18 protein-coding genes are annotated in these 23,117 nt (G+C 71.6%); 10 read left to right on the forward strand and 8 right to left on the reverse strand.

Annotated elements, in window-relative coordinates; genetic code table 11:
* Positions 1–8: 8 nt before the first annotated feature.
* Together AC1Z4A_RS15765 and AC1Z4A_RS15770 are read right to left on the reverse strand one after the other, a co-directional pair.
* Entirely contained in the window at positions 9–905 is an 897-nt protein-coding gene (locus tag AC1Z4A_RS15765; RefSeq protein ID WP_483679472.1) for a LysR family transcriptional regulator, read from the reverse strand.
* A gap of 264 nt (positions 906–1,169) precedes the next feature.
* On the reverse strand, positions 1,170–1,550 hold the full coding sequence (locus tag AC1Z4A_RS15770; RefSeq protein ID WP_483679474.1) for a phage holin family protein: 381 nt from the start codon (positions 1,548–1,550) through the stop codon (positions 1,170–1,172).
* A 60-nt stretch (positions 1,551–1,610) separates the two neighbouring features.
* On the opposite strand from AC1Z4A_RS15770, the gene AC1Z4A_RS15775 reads away from it, so the two are divergent.
* The 3 genes from AC1Z4A_RS15775 to AC1Z4A_RS15785 all read left to right on the forward strand — a co-directional run bounded on the left by AC1Z4A_RS15775 (position 1,611) and on the right by AC1Z4A_RS15785 (position 3,241).
* Positions 1,611–1,928, forward strand: coding sequence for a cupin domain-containing protein (locus tag AC1Z4A_RS15775; RefSeq protein ID WP_483679476.1), 318 nt, complete (start codon positions 1,611–1,613; stop codon positions 1,926–1,928).
* Between the two features lie 219 nt (positions 1,929–2,147).
* On the forward strand, positions 2,148–2,366 hold the full coding sequence (locus AC1Z4A_RS15780; protein WP_483679478.1) for a DUF5326 family protein: 219 nt from the start codon (positions 2,148–2,150) through the stop codon (positions 2,364–2,366).
* A gap of 428 nt (positions 2,367–2,794) precedes the next feature.
* Positions 2,795–3,241: an SsgA family sporulation/cell division regulator gene (locus AC1Z4A_RS15785; protein ID WP_483679479.1), complete on the forward strand. Its 447-nt coding sequence runs from the start codon at positions 2,795–2,797 to the stop codon at positions 3,239–3,241.
* Here the strand turns inward: AC1Z4A_RS15785 and AC1Z4A_RS15790 are convergent.
* The 3 genes from AC1Z4A_RS15790 to AC1Z4A_RS15800 form a co-directional block, all read right to left on the reverse strand.
* Positions 3,238–4,836 (reverse strand): SPFH domain-containing protein, encoded by a 1,599-nt coding sequence (locus AC1Z4A_RS15790; protein WP_483679481.1) that lies wholly within the window; start codon positions 4,834–4,836, stop codon positions 3,238–3,240. The genes AC1Z4A_RS15785 and AC1Z4A_RS15790 overlap by 4 nt on opposite strands.
* 146 nt (positions 4,837–4,982) lie before the next feature.
* On the reverse strand, positions 4,983–5,183 hold the full coding sequence (locus tag AC1Z4A_RS15795) for a hypothetical protein (protein WP_483679482.1): 201 nt from the start codon (positions 5,181–5,183) through the stop codon (positions 4,983–4,985).
* A 77-nt stretch (positions 5,184–5,260) separates the two neighbouring features.
* On the reverse strand, positions 5,261–6,646 hold the full coding sequence (locus AC1Z4A_RS15800) for a YibE/F family protein (RefSeq protein WP_483683608.1): 1,386 nt from the start codon (positions 6,644–6,646) through the stop codon (positions 5,261–5,263).
* Positions 6,647–6,829: 183 nt separating this feature from the next.
* On the opposite strand from AC1Z4A_RS15800, the gene thiC reads away from it, so the two are divergent.
* Positions 6,830–8,614, forward strand: coding sequence for a phosphomethylpyrimidine synthase ThiC (gene thiC / locus AC1Z4A_RS15805; RefSeq protein ID WP_483679484.1), 1,785 nt, complete (start codon positions 6,830–6,832; stop codon positions 8,612–8,614).
* Positions 8,615–8,638: 24 nt separating this feature from the next.
* Here the strand turns inward: thiC and AC1Z4A_RS15810 are convergent, their stop codons facing one another.
* From AC1Z4A_RS15810 to AC1Z4A_RS15820, 3 genes are all read right to left on the reverse strand, one after another.
* Positions 8,639–9,529: a hypothetical protein gene (locus AC1Z4A_RS15810; protein WP_483679486.1), complete on the reverse strand. Its 891-nt coding sequence runs from the start codon at positions 9,527–9,529 to the stop codon at positions 8,639–8,641.
* A gap of 186 nt (positions 9,530–9,715) precedes the next feature.
* Entirely contained in the window at positions 9,716–10,837 is a 1,122-nt protein-coding gene (locus tag AC1Z4A_RS15815) for a metallophosphoesterase (RefSeq protein WP_483679489.1), read from the reverse strand.
* A gap of 326 nt (positions 10,838–11,163) precedes the next feature.
* Entirely contained in the window at positions 11,164–12,276 is a 1,113-nt protein-coding gene (locus tag AC1Z4A_RS15820; RefSeq protein ID WP_483679491.1) for a LacI family DNA-binding transcriptional regulator, read from the reverse strand.
* Positions 12,277–12,610: 334 nt separating this feature from the next.
* Here AC1Z4A_RS15820 and hisC point away from each other — a divergent pair, with 334 nt between their 5' ends.
* The 6 genes from hisC to AC1Z4A_RS15850 all read left to right on the forward strand — a co-directional run bounded on the left by hisC (position 12,611) and on the right by AC1Z4A_RS15850 (position 23,104).
* Positions 12,611–13,687 carry a histidinol-phosphate transaminase gene (hisC, locus tag AC1Z4A_RS15825; RefSeq protein WP_483679492.1) on the forward strand — a complete coding sequence of 359 codons (1,077 nt, stop codon included), beginning with the start codon at positions 12,611–12,613 and terminating at the stop codon, positions 13,685–13,687.
* Positions 13,688–13,986: 299 nt separating this feature from the next.
* Positions 13,987–15,570 (forward strand): cytochrome ubiquinol oxidase subunit I, encoded by a 1,584-nt coding sequence (locus tag AC1Z4A_RS15830; protein ID WP_483679494.1) that lies wholly within the window; start codon positions 13,987–13,989, stop codon positions 15,568–15,570.
* Positions 15,571–15,594: 24 nt separating this feature from the next.
* Positions 15,595–16,596, forward strand: a complete 1,002-nt coding sequence (cydB, locus tag AC1Z4A_RS15835; RefSeq protein WP_483679496.1) for a cytochrome d ubiquinol oxidase subunit II — start codon at positions 15,595–15,597, stop codon at positions 16,594–16,596.
* A 19-nt stretch (positions 16,597–16,615) separates the two neighbouring features.
* Positions 16,616–20,170 (forward strand): thiol reductant ABC exporter subunit CydD, encoded by a 3,555-nt coding sequence (cydD, locus tag AC1Z4A_RS15840; protein ID WP_483679498.1) that lies wholly within the window; start codon positions 16,616–16,618, stop codon positions 20,168–20,170.
* 9 nt (positions 20,171–20,179) lie between these two features.
* The gene (locus AC1Z4A_RS15845) at positions 20,180–21,817 is read left to right on the forward strand and encodes a GAF domain-containing sensor histidine kinase (RefSeq protein WP_483679500.1); all 1,638 of its coding nucleotides are present in this window, start codon (positions 20,180–20,182) and stop codon (positions 21,815–21,817) included.
* 252 nt (positions 21,818–22,069) lie between these two features.
* The gene (locus AC1Z4A_RS15850; RefSeq protein WP_483679502.1) at positions 22,070–23,104 is read left to right on the forward strand and encodes a M23 family metallopeptidase; all 1,035 of its coding nucleotides are present in this window, start codon (positions 22,070–22,072) and stop codon (positions 23,102–23,104) included.
* The last annotated feature ends 13 nt before the right edge of the window (positions 23,105–23,117 follow it).

Raw genomic sequence — 23,117 nt, forward strand, 5'->3', positions numbered from 1 at the left:
ACCCCTTCTCACCAGGAAACGGCAGCACGCAACAGCCACTCGTGCGCCCGCGCCAAATGCGGAAGGGCGAGACTCCCGGCGCGTACGACGAGGAAGTACGTGCGCAGCGGCGGTACGGGCGGGTCCAGCAGGTCCACCACCTCGCCGGTGTCGAGGGCGTCGCCGCAGAGGTAGCGGGGCAGCACGCCGATGCCCGCTCCGGCGGCGACGCAGGCGAGCACGGCGCGCAGGTCGGGGACGACGACGCTGCCGGTGGCCAGCGGCTTGGAGTCGAAGACGGCGGCCCAGTAGCGGGTGACGAGCGGCAGGCTCTCGTGGACCTCGACCACCGGCAGGTGCTCCAGGGCCGGGACCCCCTTGTCGCGGACGACGGCCGCGCCGCCCAGCCGGGCCGCCCAGCGCGGCGCCCCGATCAGGACGTGCTCCTCGTCGCAGAGCGGGGTGGCGGTGAGCAGCCGGCCCCGCGGGCGGGACGTGGTGATGACGAGGTCGTGCCGGCCGTCGGCGAGGCCCTCGAAGAGTTCCTCCGCCACGCCGTGGGCGGCGCGCACGGTCAGCCCCTGGGCGATCAGCGGGGTCAGGGCGGGCAGGGCGCGCAGGGCGGTGAACTCGGGCGGCCCGGCGAGGTGCAGGGTGCGGGTGGCCCACTGGTCGTCGAGATCGGCCTCGGCGATCTCCAGCAGGGCGTCCACGTGCGGGGCGATCCTGTGGGCGAGTTCGTCGCCGATGGTGGTGGGCAGAACCCCGCGGGCCTGCCGGAGGAAGAGGGGGCGCCCCAGCTGCCGCTCCAGCGTCCTGATCTGGCTGGTGACGGCGGGCTGGGAGAGCCCGAGGAGCGCGGCGGCCCGGGTGAAGGAACCGGCCCGGTGCACCGTGACGAATGTGCGTAAAAGGGCCAGATCCATAATTTCTCCCCCTGCTTTCCGTCACCGATGGTAGGGGAACCATAAATAAGTCGATAGGGCTGTGCTGCCAGCGTGATTGGACACTGACGCTAAGTCAACTAGCCTTGTTCGCACGGTTCTTCGCGTAGCGGTTTCGCGCAGCGGTGCGGCGCGCGGGGAACTGCGACGGCTCGAGCCAAGAGGGGGGAGGCTCGAGCCGTCCTCCCGTGCCGGCCCGGCCGCCCCCCTCCTGTCCCTGGCGCCGCTGGTGTCGTGGGCTCCCGGTCAGTCCTTCTCGTCCGGCAGGATCACATGCATCGCCCAGGCCACGATCGAGATGATCACGCCGCCGACGAACGCGGACCAGAAGCCGTCCACATGGAAGGCGAGGTCGAGCTTCCCCGCCAGCCAGGAGGTCAGCAGCAGCATCAGCGCGTTGATCACCAGCGTGATCAGGCCGAGGGTCAGGATGAAGAGCGGGAACGACAGCAGCTTCACGACCGGCTTGACGATGAAGTTGACCGCGCCGAAGACGAGCGCGACGAGGAAGAGCGTGACCACCTTGCGGGCGGTGTTCTCGCCGGACAGTGTGATGCCCTTGAGCAGCCAAATGGCGACCGCCAGGGCCGCCGCGTTGGCGATCGTCTTGACTACGAAATTCTTCATGGTGAGATCGTTGCAGACGAGCGCGGCCGGCGCGGTCGCCGAGGCGAGGAGTGACGACCCATGAAGGCGTTCCGGCTGGACGAGCTGGAGGCGGAGCGTGCCGCGAACGAGGGCGCGTACCTGCAGTTCCTGCGCGAGCGGAACATGTCCGTCGGGCTGTACGCGCTGGACGCCGGCGACGCCGACCCCCAGGGCCCGCATGCCCAGGACGAGGTCTACGTAGTGGTCAGCGGCCGGGCGGCGATCACGGTCGGCGAGGAGACCACGCAGGTCGGCCGGGGGAGCGTGGTGTACGTGCCGGCCGGAGTGGTCCACCGGTTCCACCACATCAGCGAGGACCTCCGGGTGCTGGTGGTCTTCTCTCCGCCCGAGAGCTGAGGGTCGCACCCCGGGATCCCGTAGGGGGACGCTCAGGGGTGGACGGGGGCTTTGCGAGCCCCATCGGCGTGCCTGTCCGCCCTAGCATCGAGAGCAGGCCGGGGCATTCCGCTCCGGGCGGCACGGGAAGCAGGGTGCGTCGAGCGCCCCCGGCGGCACCGGGCCATGACGTGACAAGGGCGCGCGAGAGTGCGCGCGAAGCGGAGAGCAGGGGTCGACATGGTTGAGAAGGGGATATTCGCAGGACTGCCGTGGTGGGTGAAGTGGATTGCCGTGCCGGTTCTCGTGCTGGTGGTATTCGGCAGCCTCATCATGAGCGTGCTCGGCTTTGTCGTCGGCCTGCTCTTCAAGGCACTGCTGCTGGCGGTGCTCGTCGGTGGCCTGATCTTCGTCGTCAAGAAGTTCACGTCGTCCTCGTCGTCGAGGGGCGACTGGTAGGGCCGGTCGACCCGGGCGGCGGGGGACGCCCGGGAACGCCCCACCGGCAGGCGACGTCGCCCACGCCACCGGCCGGTGTCCGCTCGGTCAACTCAACGAAGCGGAAGGCGAGGAGTTATCTCCCTCGTCAACTTTTCTCCGTCAACCTGAGGGCGATCTGCCCAGTCCTCTTCGGTAATCCGTGTCCGCTAGGGCCACTTTGGCCAGTTCTCGGCCGGTCCGTGCCATCAAATCCCACGTTACGACTCCAGTGAGTAGCCGAGTCGCTACGCTCCAGAGTCGGAGAACTCGTATGCTCACCCTCGGTCTCCATGAGTAACGGGAAAATCACTCCTTGTGATCCACCGGGCGTTCTTGTCAGACTATGGCGTCATTGGGGCCATCAGGCTTCAATCCCTGCCAAACCGACGAAGACGGGGCATTGGGCGATGCGCGACACAGTTCAGGCAGAAGTGGTCATGACGTTCCTCGTCTCCGAGGAGCTGTCCTTCCGGATCCCGGTGGAGCTGGGCTACGACAGCAGCGACCCCTACGCGGTGAAGTTCACCTTCCACCTTCCCGGCGACGCCCCGGTGACCTGGGCCTTCGCCCGGGAGCTGCTGCTGGACGGGCTGAGCCAGCCCTCCGGCGAGGGCGATGTGCACATCGCCCCCGCCTCGGCGCAGCACCTGTCGGACGTGTTCATCCGGCTGCAAGTGGGCGGCGAAGGGGCGTTGTTCCGGGCCGGGGCCGCCCCTCTGGTGGCCTTCCTCGACCGCACCGACCGCGTCGCCCCGCTCGGCGAGGAGCACACCGTCGCGGACCTCGACTACGACCTCGCCGCGGCTCTCGACAGCATCCTCGCCGGCAACCCGGAAGGGCAGAACGCCGGTTAGCGCGCCCCCGGGCCCGGCATGCCGCCGTCCTCCTCGATCGGCACCCGCTCGGTGCGCGGGGCCGTGCCCTGCGACGTGGCCGCCGGAACCCGGACCCCCGGACCGCCGCTGCGGCCGTCCCGGTCGTTGCCCGTCCCTCCGCCGCCCTTGCCGGTGGCGCCGTCGCTGCCGCCGCCGTGCGCGCCCGGGCCCGGCCCGTCGGGCGTCCCCATGGCCGCGAGCAGCTGCCGTGCCAGTCCCAGACCCGTACCCCCCATCGTCAGGGCCTTTGCGAACAGGTCGGACATGCCGTCCGCCCCGTTCAGCAGCACCATGTGATCCACGCTTCCGAAAGCCTGAGCCCCTGCCCGGACGATCTCGGGCCAGTTCTCGGCGAGTTGCTGGGCGACGACCGCGTCCTGGTTCTCCGCCAGCGCCGCCGCCCGTGCCTTGATCGCCTCGGCCTCGGCAAGACCCTGCGCCCTGGCCGCCTCGGCCGTCGCCAGACCCTTCGCCTGCGCCGCCGCGGCCTCGGCCTCGCCGGTCGCCCGGGTCGCCTCCGCCGCGGCGGTGCCGCGTGCCTTGGTGGCCTCCGCCTCGGCGGCTGCGGCCGTCTTCACGCGGGTCGCCTCGGCGGCGGCCGCCAGCTCGGTCTCCCTCGCCTTCGCCTGGGCCGCGGAGATGCGGGCGTCGCGCTCCGCCTCCGCGAGCGTCCGCTTCTCGTACGCCGCCGCGTCCGCAGGCTTGCGGACGTCCGCCTGGAGCTGCTGCTCCCGCCGCTGCGCGGCCAGCTCGGCCACCCGCGTCTCCTGGACCACGACCTCCTGCTGGGCCGCGGCGTCCGCCAGCGGGCCGGCCTGGCGGGCCTTGGCGGCCGCGCTGTCCCGCTCCGCCTGGTAGCCGGCCTGGAGGATCGCGCTGTCGCGCTGCGCCTCCGCCATCCGCGCGGCGGCCTGCTGCTCGGCCTCGGTGGCCAGCCGGTCCGCCTCCGCCTGGGCGATCCGCGCGTCCCGGTGCACGGCTGCCGCGTGCGGGGCGGAGAGGTTCTTGATGTAGCCGGTGGGGTCCTGGATCTCGTGGATCTGGAGGGAGTCGATGATCAGGCCCAGCTTCTCCATCTCCGTGCCCGAGGCGGCCCGGGTCTCACCGGTCAGCCGCTCCCGGTCGCGGATCATGTCCTCGACGGTCAACCCGCCGACGATCGACCGCAGATGACCGGCGAAGACGTTGTGTACGCGGTCGCCCATGAACTTCTGCTGGTCGAGGAAGCGGCGGGCGGCGTTGGCGATGGACACGAAGTCGTCCCCGACCTTGAATATGACCACGCCATGAACTTTGAGCGGAATGCCCTGTTTGGTCACGCAATCCACGTTGAGATCGGCCTCGTTGAGGTCCAGTGACAACTTGCGCACCGCCTGCACCCCGGGCAGCACGAGCGTCCCCCGCCCCGTGACGATCCGGAACCCCATCCCCTCCTCCAAGCCGTCCGTACGGTGCTTGGATCCGGAGATGATCAGCGCCTCGTTGGGCTCCGCGACCCGCCACATGAGCTTGAACAGCCCGACCAGGATCGCGACCGCGACGAGAACGACCCCCGCCACGATGCCAATGACCATGCGTCACGCCCCCTTTGCGGGCCGCGAGGGCCCGTTCGATCAAGAAGTGTGCGCCCAGGTGTGCCTGGGTGAAACGCTGTTACCCCCTCGCGCCGATCTTGAACGTGGAAGGCCGGAATCAGCAGCCCGGAACCGGCCATGCCCCATCAGCCGTACACGGCAGCCACATACACCGTGCGCGGCGGCAGATACTCCACGACCGTCACCACGGTGCCCCGCTCTATGCGCTCGCCCGCCTCCGCCGCGTACGCCAGGAACGCCTCCGCGCCGCCCCGCACGCGCACCATCACCTCGCCGACCAGCCCCGGGCCGATCGTCCCCGTCACTCTGCCCAGCTCCCCGACCACGGCAGCCCCCCCCGTCTCCCGAATCCGGCCCGCCCCGTCCGTACCGCAAGCACCGTCCGTATGCCGTCCGTGCCCGGTCACTTGGCACGGCGGCGCCGGCCGCCCCGCCTGCTCCCGGTCCTCCCGGCACTCCCGGTCTTCGTATTGTGCCGGTCGGCACTGACAACGAGCGCCGCCAGGAAGGTCGTTACCGGCACCGAGGCCACCAGGCCGATGCTGCCCACCAGCGTCCGTACGATCTCCTCCGCGACGATCTCGCTGGTCGCCACCGCTCCCACCCCGCTGTCCGCGATCGTGAACAGCAGCAGCAACGGCAGCGAGGCGCCCGCGTACGCCATGACCAGCGTGTTCACCACGGACGCGATGTGGTCCCGGCCGATCCGCATCGCGGAACCGTACAGTTTCCGCCAATTCGCCGTCGGATCGGCCTCCTTCAGCTCCCAGACCGCCGACGTCTGCGTCACCGTCACGTCGTCGAGCACGCCCAGCGAGCCGATGATGATCCCGGCCAGCAGCAGGCCCCTGATCTCGATCTCCGGGTAGAGGCCGTGCACGAGGCCCGTCTGGTCGTCCGTGTTGCCCGTCAGCCGTGCCCAGACGGTGAACAGCGCGCCGAGCAGCCCGATGACCAGCAGGGAGGTGAGCGTGCCCAGCACCGCCACGGACGTACGGGCGTTGAGCCCGTGGCACATGTACAGCGCTATCAGCATGATCGCGCTGCCGCCCACCACCGCGACCAGCAGCGGGTCCGAGCCCTGGAGGATCGCCGGGAGGATGAAGAGCGTCAGCACGCCGAAGCTGATGGCCAGCGCCACCAGCGCGAAGAGCCCGCGCAGCCGTCCCACGGCCACCACCGCGAGCGCGAACACCGCGGCGAGCAGCGCCATCGGCATGGTCCGGTCCACGTCCGTGACCGAGTAGCGCAGGTTCTCCGGGGCCTTCGGGGCGTAGGCCAGGACCACCTTCTCGCCCACGTCGTAGCGGCGCGAGGAGTCCGGGCGCACGATCTCGGGGAACGTCTGCCCCTTGTCCGGTCCCGACGCCACCTCCACCGTGGCCTTCTCGCACGGCCCCTGCTTGGCGGGCGGCAGGCCCCCCTGCTGCGGGGGCTGCTGCGGGGGCTGGGCGCCGACCTTGGCACAGTCGATCTCCTCGACCTGCACCACCCGGCCCGACTCCCGCTGCTGGTCGAGCCCCAGCCCCGAGTGCCGGTGCGGCGGCGCACCGCCGGGCCAGAGAACGACGAGGCCGGCCAGCACCGCCACGGCGAACGGGATGAGCACGGCCGCGATCACCTTGCGGAGCCGGTTGGAGACGGGGGCCGCGGGGCCGTGGCCGTGAGCATGCGAATGGCCGTGGGAGTGGCCGTGCGCATGGCTGTGCGCAGGCTCAGGGGAATGCCCATGGGGATGATCATGGGACGGTGCGGTGCGGGGCGGGGGGTCGGTGCGGGTCACCCCCAGATGATGCCAAGCCCCCCTGGCCCTCTCTCCGGCGCAGGCGCTAGCGTGGTGCCACCTTTGCAATCGCGGGAGCTCGGAGCACCGGGCTGAGAGGGCGCTGACCTCCGTACGGACGTACGGAAGCCGCTGCGTCGACCGCCGAACCTGTTACCGGGTAATGCCGGCGTAGGGAGTTCTGGTCTCATGACCTCGCAGGATGCACGCATGTCCACCGGTCTGTCCGCCGAGCGGATCGGCTGGCACAAGGACTATGTGACGGGATCGCGGCCGGACCTGCGGGTCCCGGTGCGCCGAGTGCACCTCACCAACGGGCAGGACGTACGCCTGTACGACACGTCCGGCCCGTACACCGACCCGACCGTGGAGACCGACGTCCGGCGCGGCCTCGTGCCGCTGCGGGAGAACTGGATCATCGGCCGCGGAGACACGGAGGAGTACGCCGGACGTCCCCTGCGCCCGGAGGACGACGGCATCAAGCACACCTCGCCGCGCGGCGGCCTGAGGAACCTCGACGCGGTCTTCCCGGGCCGTCCGCGCCAGCCCCGCCGGGGCCGCGACGGCGCCGCGGTCACCCAGCTCGCGTACGCCCGCCGCGGAGAGATCACCGCGGAGATGGAGTACGTGGCCCTCCGTGAGAACGTCTCGCCCGAGACCGTCCGCGAGGAGATCGCGGCGGGGCGCGCCGTGCTGCCGGCGAACGTGAACCACCCGGAGATCGAGCCGATGATCATCGGTAAGAAGTTCCTGGTCAAGGTGAACGCCAACATCGGCAACTCCGCCGTCACCTCCTCCATCGAGGAGGAGGTGGAGAAGATGACCTGGGCGACCCGCTGGGGCGCCGACACGGTCATGGACCTCTCCACCGGCCGCAACATCCACACCACCCGCGAGTGGGTGCTGCGCAACTCCCCCGTCCCCATCGGCACCGTGCCCCTCTACCAGGCCCTGGAGAAGGTCGACGGCAAGGCCGAGGAGCTGACCTGGGAGATCTACAAGGACACGGTCATCGAGCAGGCCGAGCAGGGCGTCGACTACATGACCGTCCACGCCGGCGTGCTGCTGCGCTACGTGCCGCTGACCGCCCGCCGCAAGACCGGCATCGTCTCGCGCGGCGGCTCGATCATGGCCGCGTGGTGCCTGGCGCACCACAAGGAGTCGTTCCTCTACGAGAACTTCGAGGAGCTGTGCGAGATCCTCGCCTCGTACGACGTCACGTTCTCCCTCGGTGACGGCCTGCGCCCGGGCTCGATCGCGGACGCCAACGACGAGGCGCAGTTCGCGGAGCTGAGGACCCTCGGCGAGCTGAACACGATCGCCAAGAGCCACCACGTGCAGACGATGATCGAGGGCCCGGGCCACGTCCCGATGCACAAGATCAAGGAGAACATCGACCTCCAGCAGGAGATCTGCGAGGAGGCGCCGTTCTACACGCTCGGCCCGCTCACGACGGACGTCGCGCCCGCGTACGACCACATCACCTCCGGCATCGGCGCCGCGATGATCGCCTGGTGGGGCACGGCGATGCTCTGCTACGTCACGCCCAAGGAGCACCTGGGCCTGCCGGACCGCGACGACGTCAAGACCGGCGTCATCACCTACAAGATCGCCGCCCATGCGGCGGATCTGGCCAAGGGCCACCCGGGCGCCCAGGAGTGGGACGACGCGCTGTCCGACGCGCGTTTCGAATTCCGCTGGGAGGACCAGTTCAACCTGGCCCTCGACCCGGACACGGCACGCGCCTTCCACGACGAGACGCTGCCGGCCGAGCCCGCGAAGACGGCGCACTTCTGCTCGATGTGCGGGCCCAAGTTCTGCTCGATGAAGATTTCGCAGGACATCCGCCGCGAGCACGGTGGCGATCTCGCGACGGACACCGCGGATGCGGCGGACGTGGCAGCCGGAATGGCCCGCAAGTCCGAGGAATTCGCCGCTGCCGGCAACCGGGTCTATCTGCCCGTCGTGGACTGAGTGGACTGACCTGCGGAGCCCGGATCACCGGCCCTGATCGGGCCGGTGATCCGGGCTGCCGAATTCCGGACTGGTGTAGTCCGGGCTGGTGAAGCCCGTGCGGGCGGACGAGGAGGCGTTCTCGTCCGGGCTGGAGAAGCCGGGACGGGAGTAGCCCAGGTGAGGCGTGCGGCCGGGGCCGTCGTGCTGCTCGGCGACGTACGGGCGCCGGGGCGCGGCCGATCCGTTGGCCAATGCCTCGCGGAGGAACGGGCGCACGCCGCGGTCCAGCAGCGCCTGCCGCCAGACGTCCCGGGCCCGGGACGCCTCGTCGGCCAGCGGGTCGGCGGGCGGCACCTCCTCCGGCTCCCGGCCGTTGCGCAGCGCCGTGAGCAGCATGGCCGCCGTGGCGGCCAGCACCCCGGCCGCCGTGAAGCCGGCGAACCACCAGCCGACGGTGATCATCGAATCGGCCGCGGGCTCGCTCGCCCCGACCGTACGCATGACATAGCCGATCAGAAGGAAGAGCAGGGCGGCGATCCCGGCCAGCACCGGCGCCAGGACGGCCAGCACCGCGCCCGCGCCCGCGCCGCGCTCCTCGGTGAGCCCGACGGCTGTGGCGGCGGGGGAGGGCATGCCGTGCCCCTCACCGCCGTCACCGGAAGGGAAGCCGCTGCCGGGCGTCCTGGGGCGGTCGGTGGCCGACCGGGTGCGCAGCTCCTCGCGGGCCGTGACGAAATCCTCGTATTCCGCCGTCGCGCAGGCGGAGATGGCGGTCATGGCGCTGAGCGCCATGGTGCGCAGCTGTTCGGTAGTGAGCCGCCGTCCTATCGAGGCGGCGAGTTCCGGGTCATGGTTCGCGGCACGCAACGCCTGGTCGAGAACCCGCTCGAATTCCGGGCGGTCCTCGGCCAGCAGGTGCGGAGCGCTGTTCATGTGCATCCCCCGATGCTCCGTAGGGCCTGGTGCCGGCTGGCACCGGCGGGTGGGCGGAAACGGAGGAGAGCCTGCTACGGATAAGCCGATGGTAGAGCCGCACCGGCGCGGGGTGACAGCGTGTTTTGCGAATTACCCCGCGACGGTGGAACCTCTCATCTGCCCGTGGATCGCCCCGGTGAACCCTCAGACGGCCGGGGGAAGTTGCACGACCAGGAGCTTTCCGGCCATCGTGACCCCGCCGTCCATCGCGAGCGCCAGTCCGTCGGCGTACAGGTGCGGGCCGTCCACCAGCGGCGTGCCGGCCTCGCCGTCCGCGTCCTCGGTGCCCACCTCGCCCAGGAGGTAGGGGATGGGGCTGTGGCCGTGCACGATGCGCCGGCCGCCGTAGACCTGGAGCAGCTCCCGCACCGCCCCCGGGCCGGTGTCCTCGTCGCGGAAGGCGAACCGCTTGGTGAACTTGCGGAAGAGGTCCCAGCACTCGTCCGGGTCGTTGCGCTGGAGCGCCTCGGTGACGGCGTCGTTGACGGCCTCGATGGAGTCGCCGTACTCGAGGTAGGCGGTGGTGTCGGAGTGCACGAGCAGGTGCCCGTCCTCCTCGGCGATCGCGTCGAGCCGCGACATCCACTGGAGGTGGTGGTCCTCCAGGCGCTCCATGTCGGTGCGCTGGCCGCCGTTGAGCAGCCAGGCGGCCTGGAAGGAGGCGGTGCCCGCCCCGGAGTTGACCGGCGTGTCGGCGAACCGCTTGGCGCCGATGAGCAGCAGCTCGTGGTTGCCCATGAGGGCCTTGCAGTAGCCCCCGGCCGCGGCGGCCTCGGCGGACAGCCGCATGACCAGGTCGATCACGCCGACGCCGTCCGGACCGCGGTCCGTGAAGTCGCCGAGGAACCACAGCCGGGCGTTGCCCGCGGCCCAGGATCCGTTTGCGTCGATGAGGCCCTGGTCGAACAGCGCCTGGTGCAGCTCGTCCAGGTAGCCGTGCACGTCGCCGACCACGTAGAGCGGTCCGGGGCCGGCGGGCGTGGGCGTGGGCGCGGGGTGCGGCTGGGGGGCGACGATGGGGGTCAGCTCGACGGTGGGCACGTCCTGGGGCACGGGCTGCGGCGCGCTGCGGACGATGACCGGCAGGTCGCGCTCGGTCGGGGTGTAGCCCTCGGGGTACTCGGGGCGGGGGCGGACGGCCTCCGGCTCCGCGGGCGGGGCGGGGTGCCCGTATCCGGGCATGGGCGGGGGCGCGGCGTACCCGGGGAAGGGCGGCATCGCCGCCGTGGTCCGTGCCGCAGGTCCCTGACCGGCCCCCTGAGTCATCGACCCCTCCACCATCGCGCCGCCGTGCACCTTGTGGACCTTGCCTGGTCGACGGCGGTCCGTGGTGTCGTGCGCCCATCATAGGAATGACCGTCGCGGCTTGTGACGCACCAGGGGCGGTGAATCGGGGCGGGAGGCCGGGATCGCCGGTCATTTCTCCCCAAATGAGCCGTTAAATGAGCCGTTCGCGCCGGTCAGCCGCCTGCTGGGGGCTCTCGTCGGCTCATGTCGCGCCTCCCCGTGCGCCGGATGTGGGTTCACCCCCGGTTGACGCGGGTCGGGCGCGTCCTGCGGGGCGGGGTGGTCCCGGGCGGCCGTGGGACGGGTCAGGTGGCGGCCGGGCCGCGGGGTGCGCTGACGGCCGTCCGCGGCGGGCGTCTCTCCGAGGAGGTGCGCACGATCAGTTCGGTGGGTATGACCTGTTCCACCGGGCGGCCGGTGTCCAGGCCCTCGATGGCGTCGATCAGCAGCTGGACGACGGCGGTGCCGATGCGGCGCGGCTTGAGCGAGAGGGTGGTGATCGGCGGCTCGGTGGTGGCGTAGACCGTGGACTCGCTGCAGCAGACGAGCAGCAGGTCGTCGGGGACGCGCAGACCGTAGCGGCGGGCCGCGGCGAGCAGGTCGGTGCCGTTGGGGTCGAAGAGGCCGTAGACGGCGTCGGGCCGGTCGGGGCGGGCCAGCAGCCGGTCGGCGGCCACGGCGCCGGCGCACGGGTCGTGGGCGGGGTACTCCTCGTACACCGGATCCTGGCCGATGCGCTCGCACCACTGGAGGTAGGCGGTGGTGGAGAGCCGGGTGTAGGTGTCGGTGGTGGTGCCGGTGAGCAGGCCGATGCGGCGGGCCCCGGCGGCGGCGAGGTGGTCGAGGATGCCCAGGACGGCGGCCTCGTGGTCGTTGTCGACCCAGGCCGTCACGGGCAGGGTGCCGGCCGGCCGCCCGTCGGAGACCACCGGAATGCCCTGGCGGACCAGGTCGGAGACGACGGGGTCGTGGTCCGAGGGGTCGACGACCACGGTGCCGTCGAGGGCCACGTTCGACCACACGTCGTGCCGGGAGGTGGCGGGCAGGATGACGAGGGCGTAGCCGCGGGCGAGGGCGGCGGAGGTGGCGGCCCTGGCCATCTCGGCGAAGTAGGCGAACTCGGTGAAGGTGAAAGGTTCATCCCCGTATGTGGTCACCGTGAGGCCGATGAGCCCCGACTTGCCCGTACGGAGGGTGCGGGCCGCGGCGGACGGGCGATAGCCCAGCCGGTCGGCGACCTCGCGGACGTGGCGGCGGGTCGCGTCCGGTAGCCGGCCCTTGCCGTTGAGCGCGTCGGAGACGGTCGTGATCGAAACCCCGGCGGCGGCGGCAACGTCCCGGATGCCCGCCCGCCCCTGCCGGCTGCCCTTGCGGGACGGATCCGCCCGGCTCACCTGATGCTTCCCTGCTGCTGTCATGGCGAGCCGATAGTAGGGCTCGGTTGGTCCTTTGGCAGGGCACCGCATTTGACTGTTGACAGGCACGTTTCTGCGGCCTGGATTTCCGATAATGACCTTGGAAACACAGGCAGTTGACGGGAGGCGCAGGGGACCGTGGCTCTCCGGCATATCCGCACCTCGTGACTGGTCCAGGTCTCGAAGAGGTCTCAACTCACCTTCACGGGGGATGCGCGCCACGGCGTCCGCCAGGGCGCGCGGAGAAATGAGGAGCGCCCTCGAAACTCTGGACGCCGCCCCGGTCAATCCTCATAAGGTGTGCAGTATTCAAGCAACAGGTGGAGGAGGACCCGCGGTGACCGAGAAGACCCCGAAGCTGCGTGCTGCGCTGGACGGCGTGCCTACCTACAAGCCCGGCAAGCCGGCCGCGACCGGTGGCCCGGTCGCCTACAAGCTGTCCTCCAACGAGAACCCGTATCCGCCGCTGCCCGGCGTGCTGGAGAGTGCGGTGGGCGCCGCCGCCTCCCTCAACCGCTACCCCGACATGGCCTGCACCGGGCTGATGGCCGAGCTGGCCGAGCACTTCGACGTGCCGGTCTCCCACCTGGCCACCGGCACCGGCTCGGTCGGCGTCGCCCAGCAGCTGGTGCAGGCGACGGCGGGGCCGGGCGACGAGGTGATCTACGCCTGGCGCTCCTTCGAGGCGTACCCGATCATCACCCAGGTCTCCGGCGCCACTCCCGTGCAGGTCCCGCTGACCGAGGACCATGTGCACGACCTCGATGCGATGCTCGCCGCGATCACCGACCGGACCCGGCTGATCTTCGTCTGCAACCCCAACAACCCCACCGGTACGGTCGTACGCCGGGCCGAGCTGGAGTCCTTCCTGGACCGCGTGCCCTCCGACGTACTGGTGGTGCTCGACGAGGCCTACCTGGAGTTCATCCGCGACGAGTCCGTCCCGAACGGCATCGACCTCTACCGGGACCGTCCCAACGTCTGTGTGCTGCGGACGTTCTCCAAGGCGTACGGGCTGGCCGGCCTGCGGATCGGCTTCGCGATCGCGCACGAGCCGGTGGCGGCGGCGCTGCGCAAGACGGCCGTGCCGTTCGGCGTGAGCCAGGTCGCGCAGGACGCGGCGGTGGCTTCGCTGCGCAGCGAGGAGGCGCTGCGCGAGCGGGTGGACGCGCTGGTGGCGGAGCGTACGCGGGTGCTGGAGGCGCTGGCCGGGCAGGGCTGGTCGGTGCCGGATTCGCAGGCCAACTTCGTCTGGCTGCCGCTGGGGGAGCGTTCGCAGGACTTCGCGGCTGCATGCGAGCGGGCGGGCGTGGTCGTCCGGCCGTTCCCGGAGGGCGTGCGGGTGACGATCGGGGAGACCGAGGCGAACGACCTGTTCCTGCGGGCTGCCGAGGAGTTCCGCAAGGAGCTGTAGCAGCCGTAGCAGCCGTAGCAGCCACAGGAGAGCTGTCGCCGGGCCGGTCATCCGCCCGGCGAGCGCCCCGTACCCCTTCTCCGGGGTACGGGGCGCTTTGCGTTGCGGGGCTTACCAGGGCGCGCAAGGGTCCAATGGGGTACCCCGGCTGCTTGTCCGAAAAGTGGGTGGGCCATAATTGCTTGTGAATGTGAACGCGTTCACAAGCTCGCCTTTATGTCCTGCTTTAACTGGGGCATACAAGGGCATAACGTCGGCGGCATGCGCCACCGGCGACGCAAGAGGCAAGGAGAGACCCGGTGAATCTGGCCCTGGCTCCGGAGACGCTCGCACGGTGGCAGTTCGGTATCACGACCGTCTACCACTTCCTCTTCGTACCGCTCACGATCAGCCTTGCCGCGATCACGGCCGGCCTGGAGACGGCCTGGGTCCGCACGGCCAAGGAGAAGTACTTCCACGCGACGAAGTTCTGGGGAAAGCTCTTCCTCATCAACATCGCGATGGGCGTGGTCACGGGCCTCGTCCAGGAGTTCCAGTTCGGCATGAACTGGTCGGACTACTCGCGCTTCGTCGGTGACGTCTTCGGCGCCCCGCTCGCGATGGAGGCGCTGCTGGCCTTCTTCTTCGAGTCCACCTTCATCGGGCTGTGGATCTTCGGCTGGGACAAGCTCCCCAAGAAGCTCCACTGCGCGTGCATCTGGATCGTGGCCGTGGGCACCATCCTCTCCTCGTACTTCATCCTGGCCGCCAACTCCTGGATGCAGCATCCGACCGGCTACTCGATCGACAAGGCCACCGGCAAGGCCCACCTCACGGACATCTGGGCCGTACTCACCCAGAACACCACCCTGGTCGTGGTCTTCCACACGCTGACCGCCGCCTTCCTCACGGGCGCCGCCTTCGTCGTGGGCATCGCCTCCTTCCACCTCTGGCGCGCCAAGCGCAAGCAGATCAGGGGCGAGGAACTGGGCGAGAAGCAGCGGAAGCAGATCCCGGCGATGCTCACCTCGCTGCGCGTCGGGCTGGTCGTGGCGGTGATCGCGGGTCTGGGCACGGCGATCAACGGTGACGAGCTGGGCAAGGTGATGTTCGAGCAGCAGCCGATGAAGATGGCCGCCGCCGAGGCCCTGTGGGACACCCAGGCGCCCGCGCCGTTCTCGGTCTTCGCGGTCGGCGACGTGTCGAAGGGGCACAACAGCGTCGAGATAGAGGTTCCCGGCCTGCTCTCCTTCCTCGCGCACAACAACTTCTCCGACCCCGTCCCCGGCATCAACGACATCGCCGCCATGGAGGCCGCGCGGTACGGGGGCGACCCGAAGGACTACATCCCCAGCATCTTCATGACCTTCTGGGGCTTCCGCCTCATGATCGGCTTCGGGATGACCTCCTTCGTCGCCGGCCTCATCGGGCTGTGGACCACCCGCAGAAAGCTCTGGCTGGCCCCCGAGTACCGGGCGGCCGACGGCGAGATCCCGCGGCTGATGCTCACCCGCACCCGGGAGATGAGCCCCTTCCTCACCATGTGGTCGTGGCGCATCGGCATCCTGACCATGGGCTTCCCGCTCCTCGCCAACTCCTTCGGCTGGATCTTCACCGAGATGGGCCGCCAGCCCTGGGTGGTGTACGGGCTGATGAAGACCGGCGACGCGGTCTCGCCCGGCGTGAGCCAGGGCGAAGTCCTCGCCTCGATGTCGTTCTTCACGCTGCTGTACGCCGTGCTCGCCGTGGTCGAGGTGAAGCTCCTGGTGAAGTACGCCAAGGCCGGCCCGGACACCGACGAGCAGCCGCCCGCGAAGGACCCCAGGCTGCGGCTGCCGACCGGCGGAGCCGGTGCCGCCGAACAGCCCGAGGACGCCGACAAGCCGATGACGTTCGCCTACTGACGCGGCGGAACGGAGAACCCGACCATGCACCTCCACGACTTCTGGTTCCTGCTCATCGCCGTCCTGTGGATCGGCTACTTCTTCCTCGAGGGCTTCGACTTCGGCATCGGCGTCCTGACCAGGACGCTGGCCAGGGACCGCACCGAACGCCGTGTGCTGATCAACACGATCGGCCCCGTCTGGGACGGCAACGAGGTCTGGCTGATCACCGCGGCCGGTGCCACCTTCGCCGCCTTCCCCGACTGGTACGCCACCCTCTTCAGCGGTTTCTACCTGCCGTTGCTCGTGATCCTCGGCTGCCTGATCGTGCGTGGCGTCGCCTTCGAGTACCGCCACAAGCGCAGTGAGGAGCGCTGGCAGCGGAACTGGGAGCGCGCGATCTTCTGGTGCTCGCTGATCCCCGCCTTCCTCTGGGGTGTCGCCTTCGCCAACATGGTGCGCGGGGTGCCGATCGGGGCGGACAAGAACTTCACCGGCAGCGTGCTGGACCTGCTGCACCCCTACGCCCTGCTGGGCGGCCTCTTCACCCTCGTGCTCTTCACCTTCCACGGCGCGGTGTTCGCCGCGCTCAAGACCGCCGGCGACATCCGCCACCGGGCCCGGGCCCACGCCACCTGGTACGGCCTGGCGGCCCTCGTGCTCGCCGCCGGCTTCCTGTCCTGGACGCAGGCGGACTCCGGCAACGGCCGCAGCCTGCCCGCGACGGTCGTCGCGGTGGCGGCCCTGCTCGTGGCGCTCGCCCTCAACCGGGCCGGGCGTGAGGGCTGGGCGTTCGCCCTGTCGGGAGCGGCGGTCGCGGCCGCCTTCGCCATGGTGTTCCTCGCGCTCTTCCCCGACGTGATGCCCTCCTCGACCGACCCGGCGTGGAGCCTCACCGTGGCCGACTCGGCCTCCAGCCCCTACACGCTGAGGATCATGACCTGGGTCGCGGGCTTCATGACCCCCCTGATCCTGGCCTACCAGGCCTGGACCTACTGGGTGTTCCGCAAGCGGATCGGCACCCAGCACATCCCGGCCGCGCACTGAGGACGGCGAGGACAGCCCGGTGAAGCCCGTCGACCCCCGGCTGCTGAGGTACGCCTCCGCAACCCGCTTCTTCCTGGCCGCCTCCGTCGCCCTGGGGCTGGCGGGGGCGGCCCTGGTCGTCGCCCAGGCGATGCTGATCGCCGAGGTGGTGACCGGGGCCTTCCAGGACGGGCGCACCACCGCCGGCCTGGCCGTGCCCCTGGCGCTGCTGGCCGCCGTGGCCGTGGGCCGGGCGGCGGTGTCCTGGCTCACCGAGCTGGCCGCGCACCGCGCGAGCGCGGCGGTCAAGTCCCAGCTGCGCACCCGGCTGCTGGCGCACGCCGTGCGGCTCGGGCCCGGCGCGCGCGGCACCGGTGAGCTGACCGGCCTCGCCACGCGCGGAGTGGACGCGCTGGACGGCTACTTCGCCCGCTATCTGCCCCAACTCGGGCTGGCGGCCGTGGTGCCCGTCGCCGTCCTCGCCCGTATCGTCTCCGCCGACTGGCTCTCGGCGCTCGTCATCGTCCTCACCCTTCCCCTCGTCCCCCTCTTCATGGCCCTCATCGGCTGGGCCACCCAGTCCCGGATGGACCGGCAGTGGCGGCTGCTGTCCCGGCTCTCCGGGCACTTCCTCGACGTCGTCGCCGGACTGCCCACGCTCAAGGTCTTCGGCCGGGCCAAGGCGCAGGCCGAGTCGATCCGCGCCATCACCGCCGACTACCGGCGGGCCACGCTGCGGACTCTTCGGCTGGCCTTCCTCTCCTCCTTCGCGCTGGAGCTGCTGTCGACCGTGTCGGTCGCGCTCGTGGCCGTCGGCATCGGCATGCGGCTCGTGCACGGTGAACTCGACCTGTACACGGGCCTGATGGTGCTCGTCCTCGCGCCCGAGGCCTATCTGCCGCTGCGCCAGGTGGGCGCGCAGTACCACGCGGCGGCCGAGGGGCTGGCGGCCGCCGACGAGGTCTTCGCGGTGCTGGAGACCGAGCCCGCCCCCGCGGGCACGCTCCCGGCCCCGGACGCCCGGAGCGCGGCGCTCACCGTGGACCGGCTGGTGGTGCGGCACGCGGGCCGGACCGGGCCGTCCCTCGCCGAGACCTCCTTCGAGGTGCGGGCGGGCGAGACGGTCGCGGTGACCGGGCCCAGCGGGGCCGGGAAGTCGACCCTGCTGAACGTGCTGCTGGGCCTCGAACGGCCCACGAGCGGGCGGGTGTCGGTCGGTGGCACGGATCTGTCATCGCTCTCCCCCGAAAGCTGGCGGGACCAGCTGGCCTGGGTCCCGCAACGGCCCCATCTCTTCACCGGGACGGTCGCCGAGAACGTACGGCTGGCCCGGCCGGACGCCACGGACGCACAGGTGCGGGAGGCACTGCGGGCTGCCGGGGCGCTCGAGTTCGTCTCCATGCTGCCGCACGGCACTGACACTCGCCTCGGCGAGGACGGAAGCGGGCTCTCCGCCGGGCAGCGGCAACGGCTCGCCCTGGCCCGGGCGTTCCTGGCCGACCGGCCGGTGCTGCTGCTCGACGAGCCGACGGCGAATCTCGACGGGGAGACCGAGGCCGCCGTGGTGGCGGCCGTGCGGCGGCTGGCGGCCGGGCGCACCGTGGTGCTGGTGGTGCATCGCCCGGCGCTGCTCGCCGTGGCGGACCGGGTGGTGCGGCTGGGGGCGCCCAGGCCCTCCGGGCCGGGTGTTCCTCCCTCACTCCCGCCCGTTCACCCGGAAGTGCAAGCTGCTGCCGCGAACGTGCCCCATGACGTTCCGAGTGCCGGGCAGGCGGGCGGTTCTGCCGCCGGGCGCAGCGCGGGGGTGCTGGCCCGCGTGCGGGCCGCGGGGCGTCCGTGGTGGTCCCGGTTCGCCCTCTCGCTGCTGCTGGGCGCGCTGGCCCTGGGGAGTGCCGTCGGGCTGATGGCCGTTTCCGGGTGGCTCATCTCGCGGGCCTCGCAGCAGCCCCCCGTGCTGTACCTGATGGTCGCCGTCACCGCCACGCGGGCCTTCGGCATCGGTCGTTCCGTCTTCCGCTATGCCGAGCGCCTGGTCTCGCACGATGCCGTGCTGCGCGTCCTGGCCGGGCTGCGGGTGTCGGTCTACCGCCGGCTGGAGCGGCTCGCCCCGGCCGGGCTGCGGGACGTCCGCCGCGGTGATCTGCTCTCCCGCCTGGTCGCCGACGTGGACGCGCTTCAGGACTACTTCCTGCGCTGGCTGCTGCCGCTCGGCTCGGCCGTGCTCGTCGGTGCGGCCTCGGTGGGCTTCACCGCCTGGCTGGTGCCGGAGGCGGGCGCGGCCCTGGCCGTAGGGCTGTTGATCGCGGGGCCGGGTGCGGCCGTGCTGTCGGCGGCGTTCGCGCGGCGTGCGGAGCGGCAACTGGCGCCGGTGCGCGGGGAGTTGTCGGCTCATGTGGTCGAACTGCTGGCGGGTACGGCCGAGCTGACGGTCGCCGGTGCGCTGCCCGCGAGGCTGGCGCGGCTGCGCCGGACCGACGCCGCGCTCACCGGGATCGCCCGGCGCGCCGCCGCGGCCACGGCGCTCGGCGCCGGGCTGTCGGCCCTGGCCTGCGGGCTGACCGTGGCCGCGACGGCCCGGGCGGGGGTCGGGGCCGTGCACGACGGCCGGCTCGGGGGCGTGTGGCTGGCGGTGGTGGTGCTCCTGCCGCTCGCCGCCTTCGAGGCGGTGGCAGGAATTCCGCTCGCGGTGCAGTACCGGCAGCGTGTCCGGCGCTCGGCGGAGCGGGTGTACGAGGTGCTGGACGCGCCCCTGCCCGTACGGGACGGTTCGCGGCCCGCGCCGGAGTCGCCGTTCCCGCTGCGGGTGACGGACCTGACGGTGCGGTACGCGGGGCGTCCGGCAGCGGCCCTGGACGGGGTCGGGCTGGAGCTGACGGCGGGGCGCCGGGTCGCCGTGGTGGGGGCGTCGGGATCGGGCAAGACCACGCTCGCGCAGGCGCTGTTGCGGTTCGTGGACGCCGAGTCGGGCTCGTACACGCTCGGTGGCGAGGACGCGGCCGGGATGGACGGCGACGCGGTGCGGCGGCTGGTGGGGCTGTGCGCCCAGGACGCGCACATCTTCGACAGCTCGCTGCGGGAGAACCTGCGTCTGGCCCGCCCGGGCGCGGCGGACGAGGAGCTGCGCGGTGCCCTGCGCGCCGCCCGTCTCCTGGAGTGGGTGGACGGGCTGCCGCAGGGGCTGGACACGCTGGTCGGCGAGCACGGGGCGCGCATGTCCGGTGGTCAGCGGCAGCGGCTGGCCCTGGCCCGGGCGCTGCTCGCGGACTTCCCCGTGCTGGTGCTGGACGAGCCTGCCGAGCACCTCGACCTCGCCACGGCCGACGCGCTGACCGCCGACCTGCTGAGGGCCACCGAGGGCCGTACCACCGTACTGATCACACACCGGCTCACAGCGTTGGCCGAAGTCGACGAAGTAATCGTGCTGGAGCGGGGGCGGGTGGTGCAGAGAGGGGCGTACGGAGAGCTGGCGAGCGCTCCCGGGCCGTTCCGCGGGATGCTGGAGCGGGAGGCCGCGGCCGACCTGGAGCTGCCGGCCCAGGCAGGTGCCGCGGACACCGGCCGCAAAACCCTTTCCACGGCAAAAGGTACTTATTAGGCTCGACGCATGTCAGCCACGGCAGGCTCCTCCGCCCCACAGGACCCCACGGCCGCCTCGGGCCCCATGCACTCGCTGGACGCCGCCACGGAGGCCACGCGCAGTCTCCAAGGCCTCTCCACCGAGCTGACCGGCCGCGTGCCACAGCTCCTGGAGGCCATGCGCTCGGTCGGCACCGGGCTGGAGCTGCACACCACCCTCGACCGGATCGCCCGCACCGCCGCCGAGCTGGCCGACGCGACGTACGCCGCCATCGGCGTCGTCGACCCCGGCGGCGAGGGGCTGTCGGACTTCATCACCTACGGCACGGCCGAGGAGGAGTACGAGGACGTGGCCGCCTTCCCGGACGGCCGGCACGCGCTGAGCGTGCCGATCCGCGTCGGCGGTGAGATCTTCGGCAACCTCTACCTCACCGAGAAGCGCGGCGGGGGCGAGTTCGGCATCGCGGACCTGCACATGATGAAGATCCTCGCGACGGAGGCGGGCATCGCGATCGGCAATGCGCGCGTGCACGAGGAACGCGGCCGGCGCATGCGCTGGATCGACGGTTCGGTGGCCGTCACCACGGCCCTGCTGTCGGGCAGCGACGCCGAGGACGCGCTCTCGGTCGTCGCCGAACAGGCCCGCAGACTTGCGGACTCGGCGGCCGGAATCGTGCTGCTGCCCGACGGCGAGGGCGGGTTGGAGATGGTGGCCGTCTCCGCCGAGGATCCCGCGGGGCTGCTGGGGACGGTGATACCGCCGCACAGTCCGGTCGTCGACCGGCTGCTGGCCGGTGAACCGGTGTTCATCGACGACTCCGCCACCGACCCCCGCATGATCACCGAAGTGGCCCCGCGCTTCGGCCCGAGCATGCTGCTGCCCCTGAAGAGCGGTGACCGCGTGCTGGGCACGCTGGCCATCCCCCGGCGGCGCGGTGCGCGCAAGTACACCGCGACCGAGCGCACCCTGGCCACGCAGTTCGCGGCGCAGGCCGCCCTCGCGCTCGTCCTGGCCGAGGCCCAGCGCGACCGGGAGCGGCTCGCCGTCTTCGAGGACCGCGACCGGATCGCCCGGGACCTCCACGACCTCGTCATCCAGCGGCTGTTCGCGACCGGGCTGCTGCTGGAGAGCGCCCAGCGACTGGCCGTCGTGCCGGAGGTGCGGACGAAGATGGGGCAGGCGGTCGACGAACTGGACGCGACTATCCAGGAGATCCGGACGGCCATCTTCGCGCTTCAGCAGGAGCCCACGGAGGCGCCCGCGGGGCTGCGGACGCGCGTCCTGCGGGAGCTGGGCACGGCCGCCGTGCCGCTCGGCTTCCAGCCCTCCGCGAGCTTCATCGGGCCGGTCGACGCCAAGGTCGGCGAACGCACCGGCAAGAACCTCATCGCAGCCCTCCGCGAGGCGCTCTCCAACGCCTTCCGGCACGCCCGGGCCTCCCGCATCGAGGTCCTGGTCGACGCGACGGTCGTCCTCCCGGACGGGCGGGAGGGCGTCCGGCTGACCGTCGCCGACGACGGCGTCGGCATTCCGGAGGGGGGCCGCCGCAGCGGGCTGCGGAACCTCGCCAAACGGGCCGAGTCGCTCGGCGGCTCCAGCTCGTACGGGCCGGGGATCGGCGCGGACGGGGGCGGTACGAAGGTGGTGTGGGAGGCGCCTCTGTAGCGGCCGCCGCGTCTGTGGCGCCGGGGTGGCGTTCTCGACCGTCCAGCCGCATCTTTTCCTCCGAACGGCTGCCCCTGGGCGCGCGGGGGCGCGGCGCGCGCCAGGCTCGCCTCCATGCGACATACGTTGCGATGTTCGGACCGTCGTTCAGCTCGTCGTACAGGTTGTCGTCCGGGCCGTCCGCTCCCGCGCGGGCGCCGGGCGCACCGGCGCGGTGGAGCGGCGTTCTGTGCGCTGTGCGCGCTGTGTGCGGTGGTGTCACCTCTTCTCGTTGCCGAGCCCTCCGCCGCTGTCCGGGCGCAGAGGCGGCTCGCGCACGTCAGTTCCGAGGTGCTGTGGCTCTCCCGGGAGACGGGGCGGGTGCAGCAGCGGTACGAGCGCGGGCTGCGGGCGGCCGAGGAGCGGAAGGAGCAGGCCGAGCGCCTGCACCGGCAGCTGCGCGGACAGCAGGTGGTGGCCGGGGTGCTCCACGAGGACGCGGGAGCCGTCGCACGGGCGCAGTACCGGACCGGCGGATTCACCGCCATGGGCAGCCCGGCGGTCTCCGACGACCCCTTCGAGCTGCTGGAGCTGCAGGCGGACGACACCGGTCGGCGGGAGCGGCTGGGCCGGATGCTGGCCGAGACCGACGACACGAGCCGCACGCTGGCGGCGGACGAGCGCTCGACCGCCGCCGCCTCGCGCGCCCTCGCGGCGGACGTCGCACGGCTGCGCTCCGACGAGCACGCGCTGGAGGCCCGGTTGGCGGGCGCGCGCGGCGAGCTGAACGGCATGGCCGCGGCCGCCGTCCGCAGCGGGCACTGCGAGCCCGTCGACCTGGGCGACCTGGGCGACCTCCGGGAGGGGCAGAGCGTCGCGGACCGCACGGCGGGGATCTCCCCGGGCGGCTGGACGCGCCCGCTGGTGTCGTACGAGCTGTCCGCCGGTTTCGGCGGCACCGGAGCGCACTGGACCGGCGGCCACACCGGGCAGGACTTCGCCGCCCCCGCGGGTTCGCCCGTCCGCGCGGTGGGTGCCGGGACGGTGGTGGCGGCGGGGTGCGGCGGCCCCTTCGGCATCAGCGTGGTCGTCCGGCACGAGAACGGCTGGTACTCGCAGTACGCACACCTCGCGGCGCCGCTGACGGCGCCGGGACGGCAGGTGCGCGCGGGCGAGTGGATCGGGCTGTCCGGGACCACGGGCAACTCCACCGGCCCGCACCTGCACTTCGAGATCCGCCGGACCCCGGAGTTCGGCTCGGCGGTCGAGCCGGTGGAGTGGCTGCGCACGCACGGCGTACGGCTGTAATGCCGGGACCGGC

The sequence above is a fragment of the Streptomyces sp. 17_S59 genome (assembly GCF_056930295.1).

Excerpts from the sequence above, each read along its gene's own strand:
- cydB (WP_483679496.1), top strand. The coding sequence starts at position 15,595 with ATGCACCTCCACGACTTCTGGTTCCTGCTCATCGCCGTCCTGTGGATC.
- AC1Z4A_RS15775 (WP_483679476.1), top strand. The coding sequence starts at position 1,611 with ATGAAGGCGTTCCGGCTGGACGAGCTGGAGGCGGAGCGTGCCGCGAAC.
- AC1Z4A_RS15790 (WP_483679481.1), bottom strand. The coding sequence starts at position 4,836 with ATGGTCATTGGCATCGTGGCGGGGGTCGTTCTCGTCGCGGTCGCGATC.
- AC1Z4A_RS15820 (WP_483679491.1), bottom strand. The coding sequence starts at position 12,276 with ATGACAGCAGCAGGGAAGCATCAGGTGAGCCGGGCGGATCCGTCCCGC.
- AC1Z4A_RS15780 (WP_483679478.1), top strand. The coding sequence starts at position 2,148 with ATGGTTGAGAAGGGGATATTCGCAGGACTGCCGTGGTGGGTGAAGTGG.
- thiC (WP_483679484.1), top strand. The coding sequence starts at position 6,830 with ATGACCTCGCAGGATGCACGCATGTCCACCGGTCTGTCCGCCGAGCGG.
- AC1Z4A_RS15770 (WP_483679474.1), bottom strand. The coding sequence starts at position 1,550 with ATGAAGAATTTCGTAGTCAAGACGATCGCCAACGCGGCGGCCCTGGCG.
- AC1Z4A_RS15845 (WP_483679500.1), top strand. The coding sequence starts at position 20,180 with ATGTCAGCCACGGCAGGCTCCTCCGCCCCACAGGACCCCACGGCCGCC.
- AC1Z4A_RS15810 (WP_483679486.1), bottom strand. The coding sequence starts at position 9,529 with ATGAACAGCGCTCCGCACCTGCTGGCCGAGGACCGCCCGGAATTCGAG.
- AC1Z4A_RS15815 (WP_483679489.1), bottom strand. The coding sequence starts at position 10,837 with ATGACTCAGGGGGCCGGTCAGGGACCTGCGGCACGGACCACGGCGGCG.
- AC1Z4A_RS15785 (WP_483679479.1), top strand. The coding sequence starts at position 2,795 with ATGCGCGACACAGTTCAGGCAGAAGTGGTCATGACGTTCCTCGTCTCC.
- AC1Z4A_RS15765 (WP_483679472.1), bottom strand. The coding sequence starts at position 905 with ATGGATCTGGCCCTTTTACGCACATTCGTCACGGTGCACCGGGCCGGT.